23 protein-coding genes and 1 pseudogene are annotated in these 23,869 nt (G+C 43.6%); 12 read left to right on the top strand and 12 right to left on the bottom strand.

Annotated elements, in window-relative coordinates; translation table 11 throughout:
• Positions 1–127: 127 nt before the first annotated feature.
• From HPC40_RS05985 to HPC40_RS05960, 6 genes are read left to right on the top strand one after another with little or no spacing between them, the layout of a single operon-like run.
• Positions 128–415 carry a chaperone NapD gene (locus HPC40_RS05985; RefSeq protein ID WP_208118579.1) on the top strand — a complete coding sequence of 96 codons (288 nt, stop codon included), beginning with the start codon at positions 128–130 and terminating at the stop codon, positions 413–415.
• Positions 416–2,893 (top strand): nitrate reductase catalytic subunit NapA, encoded by a 2,478-nt coding sequence (gene napA, locus HPC40_RS05980; protein ID WP_208118578.1) that lies wholly within the window; start codon positions 416–418, stop codon positions 2,891–2,893.
• 7 nt (positions 2,894–2,900) lie between these two features.
• The gene (napG, locus tag HPC40_RS05975) at positions 2,901–3,653 is read left to right on the top strand and encodes a ferredoxin-type protein NapG (protein WP_208118577.1); all 753 of its coding nucleotides are present in this window, start codon (positions 2,901–2,903) and stop codon (positions 3,651–3,653) included.
• Entirely contained in the window at positions 3,653–4,510 is an 858-nt protein-coding gene (napH, locus tag HPC40_RS05970) for a quinol dehydrogenase ferredoxin subunit NapH (protein ID WP_208118576.1), read from the top strand. The genes napG and napH overlap by 1 nt, the downstream gene beginning before the upstream one ends.
• Before the next feature lie 54 nt (positions 4,511–4,564).
• Positions 4,565–4,963 (top strand): nitrate reductase cytochrome c-type subunit, encoded by a 399-nt coding sequence (locus HPC40_RS05965; RefSeq protein ID WP_235972333.1) that lies wholly within the window; start codon positions 4,565–4,567, stop codon positions 4,961–4,963.
• Positions 4,963–5,562 (top strand): cytochrome c3 family protein, encoded by a 600-nt coding sequence (locus HPC40_RS05960; protein WP_208118574.1) that lies wholly within the window; start codon positions 4,963–4,965, stop codon positions 5,560–5,562. Before HPC40_RS05965 ends, HPC40_RS05960 begins: the two co-directional genes overlap by 1 nt.
• Positions 5,563–5,618: 56 nt before the next feature.
• Here the strand turns inward: HPC40_RS05960 and HPC40_RS05955 are convergent, their stop codons facing one another.
• The 4 genes from HPC40_RS05955 to HPC40_RS05940 form a co-directional block, all read right to left on the bottom strand.
• The gene (locus HPC40_RS05955; protein WP_208118573.1) at positions 5,619–6,395 is read right to left on the bottom strand and encodes an ABC transporter permease; all 777 of its coding nucleotides are present in this window, start codon (positions 6,393–6,395) and stop codon (positions 5,619–5,621) included.
• The gene (locus HPC40_RS05950) at positions 6,395–7,030 is read right to left on the bottom strand and encodes an ABC transporter ATP-binding protein (protein WP_208118572.1); all 636 of its coding nucleotides are present in this window, start codon (positions 7,028–7,030) and stop codon (positions 6,395–6,397) included. The genes HPC40_RS05955 and HPC40_RS05950 overlap by 1 nt, the downstream gene beginning before the upstream one ends.
• An 88-nt stretch (positions 7,031–7,118) precedes the next feature.
• Positions 7,119–8,063: a type I pantothenate kinase gene (gene coaA, locus HPC40_RS05945; protein WP_208118571.1), complete on the bottom strand. Its 945-nt coding sequence runs from the start codon at positions 8,061–8,063 to the stop codon at positions 7,119–7,121.
• Positions 8,064–8,097: 34 nt separating this feature from the next.
• Positions 8,098–8,910 carry a Cof-type HAD-IIB family hydrolase gene (locus HPC40_RS05940; protein ID WP_208118570.1) on the bottom strand — a complete coding sequence of 271 codons (813 nt, stop codon included), beginning with the start codon at positions 8,908–8,910 and terminating at the stop codon, positions 8,098–8,100.
• Positions 8,911–9,019: 109 nt separating this feature from the next.
• On the opposite strand from HPC40_RS05940, the gene HPC40_RS05935 reads away from it, so the two are divergent.
• The 5 genes and pseudogenes from HPC40_RS05935 to glpQ all read left to right on the top strand — a co-directional run bounded on the left by HPC40_RS05935 (position 9,020) and on the right by glpQ (position 15,607).
• Positions 9,020–9,730, top strand: a complete 711-nt coding sequence (locus HPC40_RS05935) for a phosphoribosyltransferase family protein (RefSeq protein WP_208118569.1) — start codon at positions 9,020–9,022, stop codon at positions 9,728–9,730.
• Between the two features lie 91 nt (positions 9,731–9,821).
• Positions 9,822–10,403, top strand: a complete 582-nt coding sequence (gene nfuA / locus HPC40_RS05930; RefSeq protein ID WP_208118568.1) for a Fe-S biogenesis protein NfuA — start codon at positions 9,822–9,824, stop codon at positions 10,401–10,403.
• Between the two features lie 80 nt (positions 10,404–10,483).
• Positions 10,484–12,655, top strand: a pseudogene (locus tag HPC40_RS05925) (Tex family protein); the annotation flags it as partial.
• 318 nt (positions 12,656–12,973) lie between these two features.
• Positions 12,974–14,431, top strand: a complete 1,458-nt coding sequence (gene glpT / locus HPC40_RS05920; RefSeq protein WP_208118566.1) for a glycerol-3-phosphate transporter — start codon at positions 12,974–12,976, stop codon at positions 14,429–14,431.
• A gap of 87 nt (positions 14,432–14,518) precedes the next feature.
• Positions 14,519–15,607 carry a glycerophosphodiester phosphodiesterase gene (gene glpQ, locus HPC40_RS05915; RefSeq protein WP_208118565.1) on the top strand — a complete coding sequence of 363 codons (1,089 nt, stop codon included), beginning with the start codon at positions 14,519–14,521 and terminating at the stop codon, positions 15,605–15,607.
• A 47-nt stretch (positions 15,608–15,654) separates the two neighbouring features.
• Here glpQ and HPC40_RS05910 read toward each other — a convergent pair whose 3' ends face one another.
• From HPC40_RS05910 to HPC40_RS05875, 8 genes are all read right to left on the bottom strand, one after another.
• Positions 15,655–16,674 carry a nickel/cobalt transporter gene (locus HPC40_RS05910; RefSeq protein ID WP_208118564.1) on the bottom strand — a complete coding sequence of 340 codons (1,020 nt, stop codon included), beginning with the start codon at positions 16,672–16,674 and terminating at the stop codon, positions 15,655–15,657.
• Entirely contained in the window at positions 16,665–17,294 is a 630-nt protein-coding gene (locus HPC40_RS05905) for a DUF1007 family protein (RefSeq protein WP_208118563.1), read from the bottom strand. Before HPC40_RS05905 ends, HPC40_RS05910 begins: the two co-directional genes overlap by 10 nt.
• Before the next feature lie 83 nt (positions 17,295–17,377).
• On the bottom strand, positions 17,378–18,748 hold the full coding sequence (gene glmU / locus HPC40_RS05900; RefSeq protein WP_208118562.1) for a bifunctional UDP-N-acetylglucosamine diphosphorylase/glucosamine-1-phosphate N-acetyltransferase GlmU: 1,371 nt from the start codon (positions 18,746–18,748) through the stop codon (positions 17,378–17,380).
• A gap of 35 nt (positions 18,749–18,783) precedes the next feature.
• Complete coding sequence (cysE, locus tag HPC40_RS05895; RefSeq protein WP_208118561.1) at positions 18,784–19,587, bottom strand: serine O-acetyltransferase; 804 nt, start codon at positions 19,585–19,587, stop codon at positions 18,784–18,786.
• A gap of 8 nt (positions 19,588–19,595) precedes the next feature.
• Positions 19,596–20,618 (bottom strand): NAD(P)H-dependent glycerol-3-phosphate dehydrogenase, encoded by a 1,023-nt coding sequence (gene gpsA, locus HPC40_RS05890; protein ID WP_208118560.1) that lies wholly within the window; start codon positions 20,616–20,618, stop codon positions 19,596–19,598.
• Between the two features lie 81 nt (positions 20,619–20,699).
• A complete protein-coding gene (secB, locus tag HPC40_RS05885; protein WP_208118559.1) occupies positions 20,700–21,209 on the bottom strand; it encodes a protein-export chaperone SecB in 510 nt (169 codons plus the stop codon).
• Positions 21,210–21,226: 17 nt separating this feature from the next.
• Positions 21,227–21,667 carry a rhodanese-like domain-containing protein gene (locus HPC40_RS05880; protein WP_208118558.1) on the bottom strand — a complete coding sequence of 147 codons (441 nt, stop codon included), beginning with the start codon at positions 21,665–21,667 and terminating at the stop codon, positions 21,227–21,229.
• 139 nt (positions 21,668–21,806) lie between these two features.
• A complete protein-coding gene (locus HPC40_RS05875) occupies positions 21,807–22,490 on the bottom strand; it encodes a 2,3-diphosphoglycerate-dependent phosphoglycerate mutase (RefSeq protein WP_208118557.1) in 684 nt (227 codons plus the stop codon).
• Positions 22,491–22,654: 164 nt separating this feature from the next.
• Here HPC40_RS05875 and envC point away from each other — a divergent pair, with 164 nt between their 5' ends.
• Complete coding sequence (gene envC / locus HPC40_RS05870; RefSeq protein WP_328805306.1) at positions 22,655–23,869, top strand: murein hydrolase activator EnvC; 1,215 nt, start codon at positions 22,655–22,657, stop codon at positions 23,867–23,869.

Here is a 23,869-nt window from a genome sequence, read left to right as displayed (position 1 = left end):
GTCAATTTTTGTCATAAATACCCCTTAATAGGCATTAATTAATACTACATAAAGCGAGGATAATTTTCACCCAAATAGGAATAAAGTCAATATTAAGATTAGTTGATAGGTGTGGTAAGGACAGCAAATGAGTGAGCAAGCAAAAAACATCGATGCTGATGAATGGCACGTGTGTGGTGTGGTCGTGCAATGCCGCCCTTGCGATATAGCTAATGTCAAAACCGCACTTTTGACATTTGAATTAACCGAAATCAGTGCTATTGACGAAGATAGCGGCAAATTGGTTGTGGTAATGGAGTCAGCCAACCAAGCAGATTTGTTAGAGCGTATGGAGTTAGCGCGCAATATTCATGGCGTGCTAGCACTTTCTTTGGTGTATCACCAACAAGATCAGAATACTCTGGTGGGGGAATAGATGAAATTAAGTCGTCGTGAGTTTATGAAAGCCAATGCAGCAACGGCTGCAACATTGGCAGCAGGTTTGAGCATTCCGGTTATGAATGTAACTGCTGCAGATTCAACCATAAAATGGGATAAAGCCGTTTGTCGTTTTTGTGGTACAGGTTGTAGTGTATTAGTGGGAACCCAAAATGGGCGAGTGGTTGCTTCACAAGGTGATCCTGATGCAGAGGTAAACCGCGGGCTAAACTGTATTAAAGGCTATTTTTTACCAAAAATTATGTACGGTAAAGACCGCTTGACGCAGCCAATGCTACGGATGAGCAATGGCAAATACGATAAAAATGGTGAATTCACGCCTATCAGTTGGGATGATGCGTTCAAAACGATGGCGGAAAAATTTAAAGCCGCTATGGCCAAAAATGGTCGTAATGCGGTGGGATGTTTTACTTCTGGGCAATCGACTATTTGGGAAGGTTACGCGCTTAATAAACTTTACAAAGCAGGACTTCGCTCAAACAATGTTGACCCAAATGCGCGCCATTGTATGGCATCTGCTGCGGTGGCATTTTTGCGTACTTTTGGTATTGATGAGCCGATGGGTTGTTATGATGATATTGAGCACGCTGATGCGTTCGTACTATGGGGCTCTAATATGGCGGAAATGCACCCGATTTTGTGGTCGCGTATCACTGATCGCCGCATTTCACATCCAGAGAGTAAAGTGTTCGCACTTTCTACCTTTGAAAACCGCTGCTTTGAACTCGCCGACCACGGTATTGTATTTAAACCGCAAAGTGATTTAGCGATTTTAAATTATATTGCCAATTATTTGATTGAACACGATGCCATTGATTGGGATTTTGTTAATAAACATACTAACTTTAAGAAAGGTGTTACTGACATTGGCTATGGTTTACGTAGCGATCACCCACTGGAGCAAAAAGCACAAAATGCTGGCAATGGTAAAATGCTCGACAGTGATTTTGAGCAGTATAAAGCCTTAGTCTCTGAATATACATTGGATAAAGCGCACGAAATCAGTGGTGTGCCAAAAGATCAGTTAGAATTGTTGGCAAAATTATATGCAGATCCAGATAAAAAAATAGTTTCATTCTGGACAATGGGATTCAACCAACACACGCGTGGGGTGTGGGTGAACCACTTAATGTATAACGTACATTTACTCACAGGCAAAATTTCTAAACCAGGTTGTGGGCCATTTTCACTAACAGGTCAGCCGTCAGCGTGTGGTACGGCACGTGAAGTTGGTACATTTGCACATCGCCTGCCAGCAGATATGGTAGTTACCAATGAAAAACACCGTGAGATTGCTGAAAAAATCTGGAAATTACCAAAAGGCACAATCTCGGATAAAGTCGGTTATCACGCGATTTTACAAGACCGCATGCTCAAAGATCGCAAAATGAATGTGCTTTGGGTGATGTGTAATAATAATATGCAGGCAGGTCCAAATATTAATGAAGATCGCCTGCCAGGCTGGCGTGATCCTGAAAACTTTATTATTGTTTCAGATCCTTATCCAACAGCCAGTGCGTTATCCGCAGACTTAATTTTACCAACCTCAATGTGGGTGGAAAAAGAAGGGGCCTACGGTAATGCTGAACGTCGTACGCAATTTTGGCATCAATTAGTGCCAAAAATGGGCGAATCACGTTCGGATTTATGGCAAATAGTGGAATTTTCCAAATACTTTACCACTGATGACGTGTGGGAAGAAGAGTTATTAGCTCAAATGCCAGAATATCGTGGCAAACGGTTATACGATATTTTGTTTACCAACGGAGAAGTGGATAAATATCCAAACAGCGAGATTGGGGATTACCTCAATGATGAGGCAGAATACTTTGGTTATTATATCCAAAAAGGGCTATTTGAAGAGTATGCCAGCTTTGGGCGTGGGCATGGACACGATCTTGCACCGTTTGATATGTACCACAAAGCACGCGGTTTGCGTTGGCCTGTTGTGGATCAAAAAGAGACATTATGGCGTTACCGTGAAGGGTATGATCCTTATGTCAAAGCGGGTGAAGGGGTTCGTTTTTATGGTAAACCCGATGGTCGTGCAATTATTCTTGCTGTGCCGTACGAGCCACCCGCAGAAATGCCGGATGAAGAATACGATTTATGGTTATCCACAGGGCGTGTTCTTGAGCATTGGCACACAGGAACAATGACGCGTCGCGTGCCTGAATTACACCGCGCATTCCCAAATAATTTAGTGTATATGCACCCGCTTGATGCCAAAGCTCGCGGTATGCGTCACGGAGATAAAGTGAAAGTCATTTCACGTCGTGGTGAAATGGTCAGTTACATTGATACACGTGGGCGAAATCGTGTACCACAAGGCTTGGTTTATACCACATTCTTTGATGCAGGACAGTTGGCGAATAAATTAACATTAGACGCAACGGATCCAATCTCAAAAGAGACAGACTTCAAAAAATGCGCCGTGAAAGTGGTTAAGGCATAAGTGCGGTATGAAAAAGCAAGTGATTAATCCACAACGTCGCCGTTTGATTAAAGATGGTGTACGCACCGCAGGCGGGCTTGCGGGTGTAGGATTATTGCTTGCTTTACAACAAAAGCAAAGCCTTGCGCGCGAAGGGGTGGCACTTCGTCCACCGTTTGCACTCGAAAACGAAAAAGAGTTTGCTAGTGCGTGTATTCGTTGCGGGCAGTGTGTGCAAGCCTGTCCTTATGATATGTTGCATCTTGCAGGACTGCTATCGCCACTAGAAGCGGGAACGCCGTATTTCATCGCACGGCAAAAACCGTGTGAAATGTGCGAAGACATTCCTTGTGCTAAGGCTTGTCCAAGTGGTGCGTTGGACGCAACGCAAGATAACATTAACGATGCCCGAATGGGGTTGTCGGTATTGTTGGATCACGAAACCTGTCTCAATTGGCAAGGGTTACGCTGCGATGTGTGCTATCGAGTTTGCCCGTTGATTGATAAGGCAATTACCCTTGAAAATCAGCATAATTCACGCAGTGATCGCCACGCAAAATTAATCCCAACCGTGCATTCTGATGCGTGCACAGGGTGTGGCAAATGCGAAGAAGCGTGTGTGCTGGAAGAGGCTGCGATTAAAGTATTACCAATGGCATTAGCGAAAGGCACGCTTGGTAAGCATTATCGCTTAGGCTGGGAAGAAAAAGAGAAAGCGGGGCAATCATTGCTTCAGCAAGACATCATTGACTTGCCGACCCGTATGCCGGAGGTGCAATAATGCCAAATCCAATTCAACATGCGGGGCGTGAAGCGCGTCAAAAATTAGGTTGGTGGCATGCAAACCGTTTTTTGTTATTGCGTCGGTTTTCTCAGCTTGCCATTTTAGCGATGTTTCTTAGCGGACCGCACTTTGGAATTTGGATTTTGCGAGGCAATTACAGTGGCAGCTTATTGCTCGATACTGTACCGCTGACAGATCCGCTTATGCTGGCAGAAAGCTTGGTAACAGGTTATGCCCCTGTATTAAGTGCGGTAATTGGCGGGCTGATTGTAATCGTATTTTATGCCCTCGTGGGGAGCAAAGTTTTTTGCGCTTGGTGTTGCCCACTGAATATCATCACAGATTTGGCGGCATGGCTTCGGCGTAAATTTAATCTTCGTCAAAGTGCTAAACTCAACCGCACTTTACGTTACGCTATTTTGGTAATGATTTTGCTGGGCAGTGCCGTTACAGGCACACTGCTATGGGAATGGATAAATCCTGTGGCGGCACTAGGGCGTGCCTTGATTTACGGATTTGGCGCAACAGCATGGCTATTGCTTGCGCTATTTTTATTTGATTTATTGGTGGTGGAACATGGCTGGTGTGGGCATTTGTGCCCTATTGGTGCCACTTATGGCGTGATTGGTGCAAAAAGCCTGATTCGGGTAAAAGTGATCGAACGTAGCCGTTGTGATCGCTGCATGGATTGCTTTAACGTTTGCCCTGAACCACATGTGTTACGCAGTCCACTTTTCGGACAGGCGGATGAAAGCCAGTTAGTATTAAACAAAGATTGTATCAGTTGCGGACGTTGTGTTGATGTCTGTGCTGAATCAGTATTTACCTTTTCGACACGATTTAATAAAGGTTAGGAGTGAGTCATGAAATTAAAAAATATATTGGCAATGGGGTTATTGTTGAGCTGTATGGGCGCGGTTGCAGCACAAAGTGCGGTTGAACCTGTGGGAAAAGATATTCAGAGCTCACCCGAAAATGTTGCGCCTGCATTTCATAATAACCCAAAAGAAACAGAGCCTGCTGCACTGAATTATGTGAACCAACCACCTATGGTGCCACACAGTGTGAAAAATTATCAGGTAACCAAAAATAATAACCAATGTTTAAATTGCCACAGTGTGGCGGCATCACGCACCACAGGAGCGCCACGCATTAGTCCAACCCACTTTGTTAGCCGTGACGGCAATGTGAGTGGCAGCCTCGCACCACGTCGTTATTTCTGCTTACAATGTCATGTGCCACAAGCGGATGTTGATCCAATTATTGAAAACCAATTTAAACCACTACCAGGTTATGGGAGTAAATAATGGCTGAGAAAAAACCGAACATCATCAAACGTTTCTGGCACTGGTTTAGAACCCCAAGCAAACTTGCGATTGGCACACTGCTCATTATTGGTTTTATCGCAGGCATAGTGTCTTGGGTCGGGTTTAATTACAGTCTTGAACAAACTAACACCGAAGAATTCTGTGTAAGTTGCCACAGCAATGATGTGTACCCTGAATATCTACACACCGCACACTATCAAAATCGTAGCGGCGTAAAAGCCACCTGCCCAGATTGTCATGTGCCGCACGAATTTGTGCCGAAAATGATTCGTAAATTGAAAGCAAGCCGTGAGGTTTATGCGCATGTAATGGGCTATACAGACACCATTGAAAAATTCAACGCCCGCCGTTTGCACATGGCAGAACGTGAATGGGAGCGAATGAAAGAAAATAAATCACAGGAGTGCCGTAATTGCCATAATTTTGACAATATGGACTTCAGCCAACAAAAATCGGTGGCAGCGAAAATGCACCGCAAAGCGATCGAAAATGGCAATAGCTGTATCGACTGCCACAAAGGCATCGCTCACCAACTGCCAGATATGAGCGAAGTGAAAGATGCTAGCGCACTTCACTAATCTTTCAAATGAAAAATAGAAGCCCAAGTTCACTTGGGCTTTTTTGTGACCGCACTTTATCTTGGTAGGACAATTTGGTTACGGTCATTATAGAGTGAGCGGTAGCCAAAATGTAGTGCGCCAAACAGGGCGAGGCTGACGACGGTACAAATGGCGATCATAATCGCAATTTGATACAACACCGCAGTGCTCGGTAGTGTGCCAGAGAGAATTTGCCCTGTCATCATACCCGGTAAGGCGATAATGCCCATGCCTAACATGGAGTTAAGTGTAGGTAAAAGTGCGGTTTCAACCGCTTGATTAACATAGGGTAGCAAAATTTTGTCCGGCGTAACCCCGAAATTGAGTAGAGTGCTGATTTTATCGCTCTCGTTGCGTAGGCTTTCTCGGAAGGTTTTCAGCCCAAGGTTAAGTGCGGTCATCGCATTGCCCATCATCATTCCACCAAGCGGAATGACATATTGTGGGTTAAAGAGACTTTGATTAGCAACCACGACTACAAAAAATGCCAGAATTGATAAGCCAGAAAGGCTGAGCGAAAGCATCACCGCCAGTTTAAAACGGGGGTTGAGCATGGGGTTTTTTGAGAGCACCCGATGTATCGCAAAGGCGATCATTGCAGCGACATAGGCAAGTGTGAAAAGCGGATTTTCGTGCCCAAAAATATAGGTTAGCACCCAACCTGCGATGATCAGTTGTACCGTCATTCTGAGGCTGGCGACAAATAAGAGCTTGGATTGCTGGATATGATTTTTCTTCATCACATACAGCACAATGAGCAATAAGAGATAAACGACGCTGAAATTCACGATATTCATGCTGACGGTGTTCATTATGCCTCCTTGTGAATGGCAATAATCTGTTGTGCAAAGCGACGCACCAGTTGATTATCGTGGCTGATGATCAGTGGCGTTATATGTTCCATCTGGCAAAACGTTAAAATATCGCTCATCACTTGTGTGGCAAGGTGTCCATCTAATGCTGATGTTGGTTCATCTAACAGAAGCATTTTGGGTTTAAGACTTAGTGCGATGGCGAGAAACACGCGCTGCTGCTCTCCGCCTGAAAGATGGCTACAATCATTCTCAAGCCCAAATTCTAATGCTTGCGTGAGGCGTAAATAAGGCGTGATTTCTTCATCGCTAAGTGGCATTTTATCTAAATAGTGATAGAACTGGTTGAAATTGTCCCGAATTGAGCCAGGAAAAAGATATAGCCGCTGGTTTACGAGTAAAATATCACGGCGTAACGTGATGGTATCTAGCGTAGCAATATCGTGTTCTTGATAGAAAATGGTGCCACTGTAGGGGGGTAGTGTGGCATTAAGTAGCTTAAACAGAGTGCTTTTGCCTGCGCCACTAGGGCCTTGTAAAAACGCGATTTTGCCTTGTTCAATCATAATGTTGGGATAACGCAGACAGCTTTGTGCGGAATAACAAACGTTCTCTAAGCGAATAAGTGCGGTCATAATTTTTCTTTAACCTCTGTTATTAAGCCCAATGGGGTCGCAAATTTCAAATACTATAAAACAAAAGTGCGGTTGACCGCACTTTGGGTTATTTTCGCAGTTTGACTTGGGCAATTTTATGATTTGCGCCTTTAACCAAAATAAGATTGGCACGCTCGCGGCTTGGCAAAATATTTTCTCGTAAATTCAACCCGTTAATGTTATCCCAAATGTGATTGGCGGTGGCAATCGCTTCTTCTTCTGATAGCTTAGAATAGTGATTGAAATATGAATTTGGATCGCTAAATGCACCTTTGCGAAAATTGAGAAAACGCTTGATATACCAATTTTTCAAGAGCGATTCTTTGGCGTCAACAAAAATTGAGAAATCAACAAAATCAGACACAAATAGGCGATCGGGATGTTTGGCGTGGTGTGCGCTGGTTTGCAACACATTAAGCCCCTCTAAGATGAGAATATCAGGCTGATCTACCACTGTGTATTCATTCGGGATAATATCGTAGGTTAAATGGGAATAAATGGGGGCTTTCACGTCTCGTTTGCCTGATTTGATGTCGGAGATAAAAGCAATTAATCGCTGCGTATCGTAAGAAATTGGGAAGCCTTTTTTCTGCAATAGATTGTGTTGCTGTAAATAGGCTAATGGGTACAGAAAACCGTCGGTAGTGATTAAATCAACCTTACGCGGTGCAGGCCATTGGCTGAGAAGTGATTGCAAAATCCGTGCACTGGTGCTTTTACCCACAGCAACACTGCCAGCAATACTTATAATATAAGGGACTTTAGGCGGTTTTCCACCTAAAAAACGGTGTAGTACCGCCTGACGAGCAAGATTTTCGTCAATATAATAATTGACTAAACGGGTGAGCGGAAGATAAATGGTGCTGACTTCATCCAATGACAACTCTTCATTAAAACCCAATAATGGTTCTAAGTCTTGCTCTGTTAATGTCAACGGGACACTGTTGCGCAATGCCGCCCACTGTGGGCGATTAAATTCAATAAACGGCGTATATTTTTGGTCAGCTCTCATGGGGTTTCCTTCACGTACACATTTGCCCATAGTATCACGACTGAGTGATTAAACCTAAATGCAAAAGTGCGGTTTTGATACCATCTTGTTCAATGTTATCGCAGATATAATCCGCCTTTGCTTTAAGCGCAGGGTGTGCATTGCCCATTGCCACACCAAAGCCGACCGCACTTATCATTTCAATGTCATTTAATCCATCGCCAAACGCAACGGCATTTTCTGGGCGTAAGTTAAAATGGGCAAGCACGGCATGAATACCACGGGCTTTTGAGCCTGTTTTGCTTAATACATCGACGGCATCGTCGTGCCAACGTACAACACGGAGGCTTTCTTGCAACACGCCAGAACGTGCGATCAAGTCATCTTGGCTGGCATCATAAAATGCCAATAACTGATAGACATCGTGGTGTACATAATAGTGCGAATCAATAATATAGCGTGTTGTGATGGGGCGTAGTGCATTATCCACTCTCGCAGTTTGGCGATTAACAGCAATGGCATCATTGCCGACGAATGCGTAATCGATCTGCTGGGCATGAAAAAATGTTATCAGCCGCTCAATGTCAGCACGCACTAACGGAAATGTGGCAATTTCGTTGCCTTGATAGCAGTTGTACTGTCCATTAATGCTAACAAACAGATCAATGGGAAGCTGTGCGATCAGCTTATCGATTTTTTCTGGCAAGGCACATAGTGCACGCCCAGTGGCAATCGCAGGGATAATGCCATTGTTTTTCAACTGCTTAAGTGCGGGCAACACCGTTGAGGGTAACTGCTGTTTATCTTTGATATAAAGCGTTTCATCAATATCAAAAAAGACAATTTTAATTTTTTCAGGTGATAACATGATTTTAATTATTTAGCGATTAAAAAAGCATTTTACCATTTTTTCGAGCATGATCGCACAATTAAGCACGCAAAATGAGTGAATTATCGCATGTTGGCATAATGTTGTTATGCGAAAATATTATCAACTACTGGCGAATTCTCTTGGTGCACGCTGTGTGTTATGCCATGGTGCACTGCGTATTGCTCAATTTGGGCTATGCAGCCGCTGCTATCGTACGTTGCCGAGAAAGCCGTATTGTGCACGTTGTGGGCTGATACTCCCCCACCATTTTGCCCAATGCGGACAATGTTTGACTGTGCCACCACGTTGGCAACATTTCGTACAGATTACGCCCTATCAACCCCCATTGAGTGGATTAATTCATCACTTTAAATTTACACAAGGCTATGCCCTTGACCGCACTTTAGCACGCCTGTTGTTGCTGGCTATTCAAATACAGCGTCGTCATTATCAAACGCCATTACCTGATGAAATCATTCCCGTGCCGTTACATCACATTCGCCATAAATATCGTGGTTACAATCAGGCAGAATTGTTAGCGCATCATCTTGCACATTGGCTCAATTTGCCTGTCAATACATGTGCGGTTCAGCGTGTTTTCCGTACGCCCCCTCAGCGTGGTTTGAAAGCATATGCTCGGCATACCAATATACGCAATGTGTTCCAAGTCAGTGAGACGTTGCGTGGCAAGCATATTGCTCTCCTTGATGATGTGGTCACAACGGGGGCGACAGTAAATGAATTGTGCCGAGTGTTAAGGCGTGTCGGGGTCGCTCGGATTAGCATTTGGTGCTTGTGTCGCAGTCAAGTCGATTGACTACTGGAAAAAAGTGCGGTTTAGGCGTATCATAACGAACATAATTCCGACAATTTGGGTCGGATATTCAGGTGTAAACAGAAGGAATCGTATGTACATTACCATCTCACAAGCCGCTCAAGCACATTTTCGCAAATTGCTTGATCAACAAGAAGACGGCACGAATATTCGCATTTTTGTAGTCAATCCAGGTTCACCAAACGCTGAATGTGGCGTTTCTTACTGCCCTCCAAATGCGGTTGAAAGCAGTGATACAGAGCTGAAATATGATAGTTTTTCTGCCTTTGTGGACGAAGTCAGCTACCCTTTTTTGGAAGATGCAGAGTTAGATTTTGTCACTGATGAAATGGGCTCACAACTCACCTTAAAAGCCCCTAATGCGAAAATGAAAAAAGTCTCAGACGATGCGCCATTAATTGAGCGCGTGGATTATGTGATTCAAACGCAAATCAATCCTCAGTTGGCAAGCCATGGGGGGCGAATTACATTGATTGAGCTTACCGATGATGGCATCGCCATTTTACAATTTGGGGGCGGCTGTAATGGTTGCTCAATGGTTGATGTAACGCTCAAAGAAGGCGTGGAAAAACAACTGTTAGAGCAATTTAGTGGTGAGCTAAATGGCGTGCGTGATGTTACGGATCACCAACGCGGTGAGCATTCTTATTATTAATATTCCCAAACAAAAGTGCGGTTAGCTGTAAAACGACCGCACTTTTGCTATCTTGAGTCTTTTAATCAAATCAAAAAATTATGTTAAATCAACAAATCAGCCAAACTATCGCCCACGAACTCAATGTGAAATCAGCACAAATTCTTGCTGCTATTGAACTCTTTGATGCGGGCAACACCATTCCATTTATTGCCCGTTATCGCAAAGAGGCCACGGGCGGACTTGATGACAGCCAGCTACGTCACTTTGAAACACGTTTAAGTTACTTGCGTGAGCTTGAAGAGCGGCGACAAACTATTTTGAAATCCATTGATGAGCAAGGCAAATTAAGTGATGAACTGCGTGAAAAAATCACAGCGTGTGAAAGCAAAACCGCACTTGAAGATCTCTATTTGCCCTATAAACCTAAACGACGCACGAAAGGGCAAATTGCCATTGAAGCGGGGCTTGAACCGCTGGCAGATACATTATGGGAAAACCCGCAAACCGTGCCAGAAACGCTGGCTGCAGATTTTCTCAACCCTGAACTTGGCGTGGCAGATGTCAAAACCGCACTGGATGGTGCACGCTATATTTTAATGGAACGGTTTGCCGAAGATGCACAATTGATAGCCAAAGTGCGGTCATATTTACAGAAAAATGCGTATGTGGTATCGCAGGTCATCGAAGGCAAAGAGATAGAAGGTGCAAAATTTCAAGATTACTTTGATCATCGAGAACGGCTGGCTAACGTGCCATCGCATCGTGCTTTGGCAATGTTGCGTGGACGCAATGAAGGCGTGTTGCAATTAAGCCTAGATGCTGATCCTGAAAGTGAAGACAAACGTCAAAGTTACTGTGAAGAGATTATCCGCACGCACTATGATGTTAATCTTCGTCAACAACCTGCGGACAGTTGGCGTGCCCAAGTGATTAGCTGGACGTGGCGAATTAAATTGTCGTTACATCTGGAAACAGAATTGATGGCCACGCTGCGTGAAAATGCAGAGAGTGATGCGATCGATGTGTTTGCGCGCAATTTAACCGCACTTTTAATGGCTCCACCTGCTGGTGCGCACACCACAATGGGGCTTGATCCTGGTCTGCGTACGGGTGTGAAAGTTGCCGTTGTGGACAGCACAGGCAAATTGCTGGCAACCGAAACGATTTATCCACACACAGGGCAACTTGATCGTGCAGCACAGAGCATTTATCAACTGGGTAAACGCTTTAATGTGGGGCTCATTGCTATTGGTAATGGCACGGCATCACGTGAAACGGAGCGTTTTGTTGCGGGCGTCCTTACACAATCGAAAGATTGGCAAGCACAAAAAGTGGTCGTGAGTGAGGCGGGGGCATCAGTTTATTCTGCTTCTGAATTAGCGGCAAAAGAATTTCCTGAACTGGATGTGTCTTTGCGTGGTGCTGTTTCTATCGCACGGCGGTTGCAAGACCCGCTTGCAGAATTAGTGAAAATTGACCCGAAAGCTATCGGTGTGGGGCAATACCAACACGATGTGAATCAAAGCCAGCTTGCACGCAAACTTGATGCTGTGGTGGAAGATTGTGTGAATGCGGTGGGTGTCGATCTGAATACAGCCTCAAGCGCATTATTGACGCGAGTTGCAGGGTTGAGTGCAACATTGGCACAAAATATCGTGAATTACCGTGATGAGCATGGTCGCTTTGACAACCGAGAGCAACTGAAAAATGTGCAGCGGTTGGGGCCGAAAGCCTTTGAGCAATGTGCAGGCTTTTTACGTATTACGCAAGGCAGTAACCCGTTGGATGCGTCCAGCGTACACCCAGAGGCGTATCCTGTGGTGGAGAAAATTTTGCACGCAAGTCATTCGACGATCACGGATTTAATCGGGAATAGTGCCGCTGTTCGCAGCTTAGATCCTAACGACTTTACCGATGAACGCTTTGGTTTGCCGACAGTGCGTGATATTTTGCAAGAATTGGAAAAACCAGGGAGAGACCCGCGAGGCGAGTTTAAAACCGCAACATTTAAAGACGGTGTTGAGAGCCTTGAAGACCTCAAAGTGGGTATGATTTTGGAAGGTTCTGTCACGAATGTCACTAATTTTGGTGCATTTGTGGATATTGGGGTGCATCAAGATGGCTTAGTGCATATCTCTGCGCTCTCTGATCGCTTTATCGATGATCCTCACCAAGTGGTTAAAACGGGGGATATTGTCAAAGTGAAAGTGCTTGAGGTGGACTTGCCACGTAAACGCATTGCACTTACTTGTCGTCTTGATGACAAGGCACAACCGAAAGGGCAAAGTGCGGTACGTTCGGATAAAAACACGTCAGCACAACGTGCAAAAGCGAATCCGCGTAGTGCGATGGGCAATGCTTTTGCAGATGCACTCAAAAATTGGAAAAAATAACCGTACGTTAATCACATTCCATGGGCATAATTATTTTATCTTATTAAAAATAAAAAATTCTAAATGGAATGTGATTTTGTTCTCAATTTTCATAATCGAAAATTAACATAACTATGTAACGTGTTATTATGCCCACAGACACAGTTATTATATTGTGTGCATTGAAAAATACTAATAATGAATAAGGGGTGACTTATGATAGGTTTCTTTAAACCGAGTGCCGATAAGCCTTTGTTACCAAAAGACCAAATCGATCCAACTTACCGCCGTTTACGTTGGCAAGTGTTCATGGGGATTTTCTTTGGTTATGCAGCTTATTATTTCGTTCGGAGTAATTTTGACTTAGCCCAAAAAGGGTTAATTGAAGCGGGGCTTTACACGAAGACAGAACTTGGTGTCATTGGTATTGCACCAGGGCTTGCATATGGTTTGTCAAAATTTTTAATGGCATCGATTTCTGACCGCTCAAATCCAAAAATTTTCTTGCCAGTCGGACTTGCGCTGTCTGGGTTATGTATGACATTAATGGGGCTCATTCCATGGGCAACTTCTGGCATTTTGATTATGTTCATTATGCTATTCCTTAATGGTTGGTTCCAAGGTATGGGATGGCCGCCATGTGGTCGTACTATGGTGCATTGGTGGTCCAAAACAGAACGTGGAACAATCGTTTCTATTTGGAACACGGCGCATAATTTAGGTGGTATGGTGCCAGCACTCTTGGTGGGCTTAGCAACGATGGTTTATGCAGCTAATCACCCTGAAGTAACAAAAGTAACGTTTGGTGATATTTGGCAAGAAGCCTTGTATTATCCAGGTATTGCAGCAATGGTTGCTTCGGTTGTTATCTACTTCTTAATGAAAGATCGCCCTCAAAGCTGTGGTTTGCCGCCAATCGAAGTTTATAAAAACGATTATCCTGAAGATTATGATGAAAAAACGGCAGAAAATACGCTGACTGCAAAAGAAATTTTTGTGACTTATGTGTTGAAAAACCGTCTATTATGGTACATCGCAATTGCTAACGTATTTGTTTATCTCATTCGTTATGGCGTATTGAAATGGTCGCCTGTGTATCTTGGTGAAGTGAAACATTTCAACATTAAAGCAACAGCATCCGCTTATGCCATTTATGAATTTGCGGCAATTCCAGGTACCTTAATTTGTGGTTGGATGTCAGATAAAGTCTTTAAAGGAAAACGTGGTTTGACTGGGCTTGTCTTTATGATTATGGTAACGGTTGCGGTGGTCGTATTCTGGCTCAACCCTGCAACACCAGCTGATGAAATGGCCCATTATTCCACAATGGCATGGTATAAAAATCCATATCAGTTGACTGATTTTATTATGATGACCATTATTGGCTTCTTGATCTATGGCCCTGTAATGCTTATCGGTTTGCACGCACTTGAACTTGCACCGAAAAATGCGGCAGGTACTGCGGCAGGTTTTACGGGATTATTTGGTTATCTTGGCGGTACTGTTGCGGCGAGTGCTATCATCGGTTGGGCTGCTGATGAATACGGCTGGGACGGCGGCTTCTACATTATGGTAGGTGGTGCAGTAGTGGCATGTTTATTACTTCTCTTGACTATGGTTGAAGAAGGAAAACATAAAGCCAAAATTGCTGCAAATGACCGTTACGGCAACTAATTTATTCCCTAAGGCGAAGATAATCTTCGCCTTTTTTGTCTCTAAAAAACGCCATTTAAGGTTTTAACATAATAAAAAGGAGCTTGTATGAAATTGAACGTATTAGCATTTTCACTGTTATGTAGCAGTGTCTTAGTTGGTTGTGCTGGCAATCAAAGTGCGGTTTCTCATAGTGATCAAGAGAAGTTAGTTATTGCTCACCGTGGTGCAAGCGGCTATCTGCCAGAGCATACCTTAGCATCTAAAGCCTTAGCATTCGGGCAAAAAGCAGACTATCTGGAGCAAGATTTGGCGATGACCAAAGACAATCATCTGGTGGTTATTCATGATCATTTCTTAGATGGTTTAACCGATGTCGCTAAACAATTTCCTAAACGCCATCGTAAAGACGGTCGTTATTATGTGGCGGATTTTACCTTAGCTGAAATTCAGCAGCTCAATATGACAGAGAATTTCAAAACGGAGAATGGAAAACAAGTGCAGGTATATCCTGATCGATTCCCGATGTGGAAATCGCACTTCAAAATTCACACATTTGAAGATGAAATTGAATTTATTCAAGGCTTAGAAAAATCTACCGGTAAGAAAATTGGTATTTATCCTGAAATTAAAGCGCCATGGCTACACCACCAAGAAGGTAAAGACATTGCACTTGCCACCCTTAAGGTGTTGAAAAAATACGGTTATACCAGCAAAGACAGTCCTGTTTATTTACAAACATTTGATTTTAATGAGTTAAAACGAATTAAAACCGAATTATTACCAAAATTAGGCATGGATGTGAAATTGGTGCAATTGGTGGCATACACTGACTGGCATGAAACAGAAGAGAAAAATGCCCAAGGTAAATGGATTAACTACAATTATGACTGGATGTTCAAACCAGGTGCTATGGCAGAAGTGGCAAAATATGCTGACGGCGTAGGTCCGGGTTGGTATATGCTTATTGATGATAAAAAATCGCAAAAAGGCAATATTCAATATACCGACATGGTTGCCGATATTGCGGCTAATAAACTTGAATTGCATCCATACACGGTGCGTAAAGATGCGTTGCCAGATTTCTTCAGTAATGTTGATGAAATGTATGATGCACTATTTAATAAAGCCGGTGCAACAGGAGTATTTACTGACTTCCCTGATTTAGCGGTTAAATTCTTAGGCAAAGACAAATAACGTCCTATGTTTTTCAACCGCACTTTGAGTTCAAAGTGCGGTTTTTTTTAGCGTTGGAATAACGCAGCCCCGCCACTGGCAGGCAAGGTTGTGCCATAGAGCAGCGTAATGCCAAGAATGATTAGTAGTATGCCAAACAGCATTTTTATCCACAGTCCACATTGTTGGCTTAGGCGTGGGGAGAGATACCAATGTCCGAGCTTCACGGCATGGCTCCGTGCGTATAACACGAGACAAGCGAACCCTGAGAGCGAAAGTCCAGTCCCGATCGCCATAGTCATTGTCGCAAGCACTCCCCAGGCATAGAGGTCGAGCATATAAGCAAGAAACAGCACAAAAATTGCACCAGAACATGGGCGAATACCAATACTTAAAATAATCATCAGTTGCGATTTCCAATCATTGGCATGCGTGAGTTCTTGTGCACTGGGAGCGTGTTTATGCCCACACCCACAAGTATTTGCATGGTTTAGCTGTGGGGTTCGTAATGCCATAGTGCCAACTGACGCAGGCTGAGCAGTATGTTCTATGCGTTTGATGTTGAGCGCGTTTGGTGAAAGTGCGGTTTTAGCGCGTACCGCACTTAGGTGTTTTTTAGCGTTATTCAATAACCAATAAAGTCCAATGAGGATCATAATCGCAAAACTTGCACGCTCTAACCAGACTTGAGTGAGTTTGAAAAAACGAGACGATAGTGTGAGTAAAACCACTACGATGGAAGTCAGTAAAACTGCCACTAAGCCTTGCACCAGCGATGCGAGAAGTGTTAGGCGGATTCCTTTTTTAATATGGACGCTATTAGCTGATAGATAGCTTGCGATGATAAATTTACCGTGTCCTGGACCAATGGCATGAAACACGCCATAAAGAAAACTGACCCATACTAACCAACTGCCTGCACTGGGTGATTGACGCACTAAATGGAGATTTTCACTAATCGCTTGGTTGAATAGCCGTTGCCAATAAATGATGTTAGTGAAAATGAGGGGATAAAAGTACCACAGCACCATGCCAAGTGCGGTCAGTATGGCGAATTGTAGCCAGAGTGCATTTTTGGTTAAGGACATAATAACTCCACACGTTGTGCGAATTGTACCCCGAGCGAAAAATCTTCATCTTTTTGGGATTTGTCTAACGCATTAGCGTATTGTTTTAGGCTTTCATCAATGCTTGGGGTGGTAATTTTCACCGTGCATTGCGTGTCAGATGGGGGATATGCACCTTGATTTTTGGGGTAGCTCATTTCCACATAATAGCTTGGATCATAAGTTTGTAAGGTCGCTTTCAGCCCAGACAGTGGCTGTGGATAGGTTAGGTAAAACGTGAAGTAAAACAATAGCTTATTTCCTTTTACTTCAAAGCCATAATCGCTCGGTTTGCTGGTATATTTTATGGGCTTGTGCTGAGCATTATAGAAAAAACTAAAATAGTGCTGATTAACAATGTTTTGCATAATGTCAGCCGCTAATGCGTCGCGTTTTTCAGATGTTTTATTGGTTCTCAACTCATAGAGTATTTCTGCTGAGGAGGGCTCGTCAAATAGCCATTGCATCCGCATGCCGATGAGCTTATTTTGTTGACTGAGAAATGTTGTCTGCAAATCAATAAATGCGTGGGGATGCGCAAACGTGTTCTGCGAGAACATCGCAAACAAGATAGCTATAAACCAAAACCGCACTTTTAACATAACAACCTCATTCAAATCAGGTTTTATTCAGACAAATCAGCGGTGATAAAGTTCACCGCTGAGCATGCTATAAGGCAGATATATTATTTTTTGCGAGGGCGATTCCAGTTGTTAATATGGCGTTGTGCAACACGCGTAATCACTAACTCATCTTGTGCGACGTCTTTCGTAATGGTGCTGCCTGCACCAATGGTTGCACCGCTGGCGATCGTAACGGGGGCAACAAGTTGGGTATCGGAGCCAACAAACACATCATCACCGATTACGGTTTGAAATTTATTGGCACCGTCGTAGTTGCATGTAATGACCCCTGCTCCAAGATTACACGCTTTTCCTATGGTGGCATCGCCGACATAAGTTAAGTGATTGACCTTTGAGCCTTCGCCAATTTGGGCTTGTTTGATTTCCACAAAATTGCCCACATGGGTGTTTGCTGCAAGCTGTGTGCCTGGACGCAAGCGTGAGAATGGCCCAACAACCGCACTTTGCCCGATAGTTGCATTCTCGATCACACTGTAAGGTTTAATCTCCACATCATCACCAATATGGCAATCTTTCAGCACACAACCTGCTCCGACGCGTACACGGTCGCCAAGCGTAACATCACCTTCAATAATCACATTCACATCGATCTCGACATCTTTGCCGTGGCTTAATTTGCCTCGAATATCAATACGAGCAGGATCAATTAACATGACTCCCGCCAGCAGTAATTGTTTCGCTTGACGAGCTTGATAGTAACGTTCCAGTGCGGCAAGTTGCAGGCGGTTATTTGCCCCTTCGACTTCCATAGGATCGGCGGCTTTAACGCCAACCACTTGGCAACCATCCCGATTAGCAAGGGCAATAACATCGGTGATGTAATATTCCCCTTGTGCGTTGTTGTTATCTAATTGTGCTAACCAACGTTTAAAACTGGCACCACTTGCCACCATTAAACCTGAATTGGCTTCGTTAATGTTGAGCTGCTCTGGGGTGGCATCTTTTTGCTCTACAATGCCGATGATATGGCCATTTTCACCACGTAAAATGCGTCCATAACCCGTTGGATCATCCAGTGTCACCGTCAGCAGTGCAATGCCATTATCGGGCTTAGCCTGAATTAAACGGGCTAATGTTTCTTGTGTGATGAGAGGACCGTCGCCATAGAGCATTAAAATATTTTCATCATCTTCAAAGTGCGGTGCGGCTTGTTGCATCGCATGCCCTGTGCCGAGCTGCTCAGCTTGTAAAACCCATTTAACAGGCTCATCTTTTAAGCGGGTTTGCATCAATTCGCCGCCATGACCATAAATTAAATAAATATGTTGCGGAGAAAGGGTTTTTACGGTGTCAATGACGTGTTTGACCATTGGTTTGCCTGCCACGTTATGTAACACTTTTGGTAAATCTGAATACATCCGTGTGCCTTTACCTGCGGCAAGCACAACAACACTTAATTTTTGATTTGTCATAATCGTCTCTTATTTAGAATACATGCTTTGTTAAATTAGCCTTTTTTATCGGCTTCAAAATATTGATCCATTTCAAATGATGGCACTGCATCTTCTTTGCCTTGCGCGATGATTTTTGCGGGTACGCCCGCTGCGGTAGCGTAAGCAGGTACAGGTTGCAACACCACCGATCCTGCCCCAATTTTAGCAAATTTTCCAATTTCAATGTTACCTAAAATTTTAGAGCCTGCGCCAATCATTACGCCAGCCCGCACTTTGGGGTGGCGGTCACCTTCCACTTTACCCGTTCCACCAAGTGTAACGCCTTGTAAAATTGACACATCATTTTCTACGACGGCGGTTTCGCCCACCACAATGCCCGTGGCGTGATCAAGCATGATGCCACAGCCAATTTGTGCTGCTGGGTGGATATCCACATCAAAGGCAACAGAAATTTGATTTTGTAGATAAATGGCCAGTGCTTTACGATCTTGTTGCCAAAGATAGTGGGTAATTCGGTAACTTTGTAATGCGTGGTAACCTTTTAAATACAACAGTGGCGTGGAAAGCATTGTGACGGCAGGATCGCGGGTTCTGACCGCACTTAGGTCATGGGCGGCAGCGTGAATTAGCTCAGGACTATGTTCATAGGCGTCCTCAATAATTTCTTTAAGCGCAATAGCTTGCATAATGGGATTGGCTAATTTATTCGCTAAAATATAACTCAGTGCTTGTCCGAGGTGATGATGTTTTAAAATCGTTGCATGGAAGAAACTTGCCAGCATTGGCTCATTTTCTGCCAATAATGCGGCTTCATCACGAATGGCTTGCCATAGCATACCAAGTTCTTCTGATTTCATGGTGTCATTCATTGGTTAAATTCTTCTGTTTTTTTGCGTCCTAATAAAGCGTGCGCGGCATCTTTGGCATCTTTACCACAAAATAGCACTTGATAGATCTGTTCAGTGATAGGCATTTCAACATGTTGTTGTTGTGCAAGTAGATGGGTTTCTTTGGTGTTGTAGAAGCCTTCCACGACTTGTCCAATATTAGCAAGTGCGGTTTGTGCATCAAAGCCTTGCCCCAACATTAAGCCAAAGCGACGATTACGTGATTGGTTATCGGTACATGTCAGCACTAAATCGCCAAGTCCAGCCATGCCCATAAATGTTTCAGGTTGAGCTCCGAGTGATAGTCCAAGGCGTGTTATTTCAGCCAGACCTCGCGTGATAAGTGCGGTGCGTGCATTTGCGCCGAAGCCCATACCATCAGAAATGCCCGCACCGATAGCGATCACATTTTTTACTGCTCCGCCTAATTGCACGCCAATGAGGTCGTTGTTAACATATACACGAAAATGTTTGGAGCAATGGATGCGTGCTTGCACCTCTTTGGCAAAATTGAGATCATCCGAGGCGATAGCAATAGCAGTTGGGAGGCCTGTTGCTAATTCATGAGCAAATGTCGGACCTGAAAGCACCGCAAGTGGATAGTGATTGCCTAAAATGTCGCATGCAACGTCGTGTAACAGTCGCCCAGTGTCCCGTTCTAAGCCTTTTGTTGCCCAAATAATGCGGCTATTAGGGTATAAGTGCGGTTTGATTTGCGTTAGAACATCAGAAAAGACGTGGCTTGGTATGACCAGTAAAATATCGCGTGATAGTTGCACGGCCTTTTGCAGATCAGGTTCAATGATAAGGCTGTCAGGAAAAGGAATATCAGGTAGAAAATCACGATTTTCACGATCACTGGCGAGACGTTCAAGATGATGTTGATCGTGCCCCCATAAATATGTTGGTGCGCCATTGCGTGAAAGGGCGATGGCAAGTGCACTGCCAAATGAGCCTGCACCTAACACGGTCATCGGGATATGACTTAATGCGGTTGACATATTCTCCTCCTTAGGCTTTTTCACGATTATAAAACAAAAACGCAGGACATGCCTGCGTTTTATGGTATTAATATGGTTGAATTAGTGAGTCGTTTCTTCACTTCCCTCTTCAGCGGCAACTTGTTCTTGTAATTGTTGCATAAAGAGTGCATCGAAATTAATTGGTGATAAATTCAAGGCTGGGAATGTGCCACGATTAACCAAACTTGAGATAAGTTCACGTGCATAAGGGAATAGCATATTTGGGCATTGTGCACTTAAGCAGTGTGCCAATTGAACACCTTCTAGCCCCGTGATAGTAAATACGCCCGCTTGTTTCACTTCGCATAAGAATGCAACGTCTTCGCTGTCTTCCATTTTGGTTTCAACCGTAAGATTTAAGCACACTTCATAGACATTTTCAGCCAATACTTGGGTTTCGGTGTTGAGATCAAATGAAAGTTGTGGTTTCCATTCTTGTTGGAAAATGGTTGGTAAATTAGGTGCTTCAAATGAAACGTCTTTAATGTAGATACGTTGAATTTGTAGTGATGCTTCAACTTGCTCGTTTTCAGTTGCAGCCGTTGCATTTGATTGGGTTTCTTCAGCCATAAAAACTCCCTGATTTATTAATGTTTAACAAGCGGTAAATTTGCACTATTCCAGCCAGCAATGCCTTCTTTTAAGCTAAAAACTTGACTAAAGCCTTGTTTATGCAGTGCATTGGCAAGTTCAACAGACCCTAAACCTGCACTGTCTACCACAATGGCGGGCACAGATTTGTATTTTTCTAAGGCAGGAATATGGTTACCTTTAATTTCACTTGGCAGTGCTTGTACGCTACCTGCAATATGCCCACGCGCAAACTCGTCATCACTGCGAACGTCCACAACAATGCCGTTATGTTTGTTAATTAATTGGGTTAATTGGGCATTATCAATCACTTTTGCCGCAGATGTTGCGGATTTAATACTCGTAACAATCACTGCAACAAATACTGCCACCCAAGCAATCACCATAATGGTGTGATTGTGTGCAAATTCCATTGCTTGTGGTAAAAAATCTTGCATGCTTTTCTCTCAACTCATAAAAAGATAAAACAGTGAATAAGTATAACCGCACTTTGGCTGATGACCAAATAAAATACGGCGAATTATGCAAAATAAAACACTTCTTTGCGTGCTCAAAGAAGTGTTTTGTATCAATTTATTAGAGATAGTATTTTTTAACCACGTTGAAGTTTTCATCCAGTTCATACACTAATGGCTGACCTGTTGGAATTTCAAGTGCCATAATGTCTTCATCACTGATGCCTTCAATATGTTTAGCCAGTGCACGCAGTGAATTTCCATGAGCGGTGACTAATACACGTTTACCGTCTAACAGAGCAGGGGCGATTTGGTCTTCCCAGAATGGCAATACGCGTTCCAGGGTTACTTTCAAGTTTTCGCCATCGGGCACAACATCACTTGGAAGGTTCGCATAACGACGGTCGTTATGAGCAGAGTTTGGATCATTTTTATCTAATAACGGTGGTAATGTGTCGTAAGAGCGACGCCAAATATGTACTTGCTCTTCGCCATATTTTTCTGCGGTCGCTTTTTTGTCTAAGCCTTGTAATTGACCGTAGTGACGCTCATTTAAACGCCAGTTTTTGACTTGTGGAATCCATAATTGATTCGATTCTTCTAATACAATATTACAGGTTTTAATGGCACGGGTTAAAACAGACGTAAAGGCAATATCAAACTCAAAACCGGCTTCTTTTAATTTTTTACCCGCTGCTTTGGCTTCTTCTACACCGCGTTCGGTTAAATTCACATCACGCCACCCTGTGAAAAGATTTTTGGCATTCCATTCACTAAAACCATGACGAATAAACACTAATTTCATTTTAAGCTCCTTGCATAATAAAAATACTTTCATCTTTATAGCAAATAATGCGTCAAGTTTAAATAGGGCGAGATCAAGTTTAATGTTATTATTCACTAAAGGCTGATTTTTTTATGATTACAGCGTAAAATGTGTTCTTATTGGTTTATCTTTTGGGAGGTTGTGTGAAAAAGTGCGGTCTAATCAGTGTGCTCTCGTTATTCTCATTGAGTGCGTTTTTGCCAGCATTTGCCGCCAATCAAGATCTCTCTCAAGTGCAAAGCCAAATCAAAGCACAACAACAAAAACTGAATGCTCAACGTAGCGAGCATAGCCGATTACAGCAAGAATTAAAAAAGCACGAAAGTAATATCAATACAGTGCTTGGCGAATTGCGGAAAACGGAGCAAGAGCTTAAAGAGGTGCGAAAAGACATCGCCGAGAGTGATAAACAAATTGCGCGCCTTGAAAAACAATTAAGTACACAAAAACAGAAGCTTGCCGAACAGCTTGATGCTGCTTATCGTGCAGGATTAAACCCCTCGGTAATTGAGCGAATGCTCAGTGATAAAGCACAGCAAAGTGGGCGAATGTTTGCCTATTATCAAGAATTTAACCGCAAACGAATGGCATTGATTGCGGATATTAAACACACCCAAGAAAGTTTGGAAACGCAAAAATCGCAAGCACAAACGCAACAAACACAGTTACAAGCCATTTTGAGCAAGCAGAAAAAATCGCAATCAAACCTTGAAAAAAGCCAGCGTGAGCGGAAAACCACATTAAGCAAATTAGATCGTTCCATCAAGCAAGGTGAAAATCGTCTTGATGTACTAAAACAAAATGAAGCAAAATTAAAAAGTTCCATCGCAACGGCAGAAAAACGTGCACGCGAGCAACGGCAGCGTGAAATTGCAGAATATGAGCGCAAAAAGGCTGCACAAGAAAAAGCAAGTAATAAGCCGTATCAACCTACCGAACAAGAACGCCAGCTTACGCGACAAGGTGGAGGCTTAGGGGCAGGCAAGCAGCAATATGCTATGCCTGTGGCAGGTACGGTGGCAAATCGTTATGGCAGTGTACAAATGGGTGAATTACGCTGGAAAGGGCTGGTTATCAATGCACCAGCAGGTTCTCCTGTGCATACGATTGCCGATGGGCGTGTCATTTTAGCCGATTGGTTACAAGGTTATGGATTGGTGGTATTAGTGGATCATGGCGCAGGCGATATGAGTCTTTATGGCTATAATCAACGTATCAGCGTGCGTAATGGGCAGTATGTTAAACGCGGGCAAAAAATCGCCGAAGTGGGCAACACTGGCGGGCAAGGGCGATCTGCGCTGTATTTTGAAATCCGTCGTAAAGGTAAAGCCCTTAATCCACAAAGTTGGGTGAGGTAG

It is taken from the genome of Spirabiliibacterium falconis, assembly GCF_014885015.1.
Taxonomy (GTDB): domain Bacteria; phylum Pseudomonadota; class Gammaproteobacteria; order Enterobacterales; family Pasteurellaceae; genus Spirabiliibacterium; species Spirabiliibacterium falconis.
This window is presented reverse-complemented; position numbering and strand designations above follow the sequence as displayed.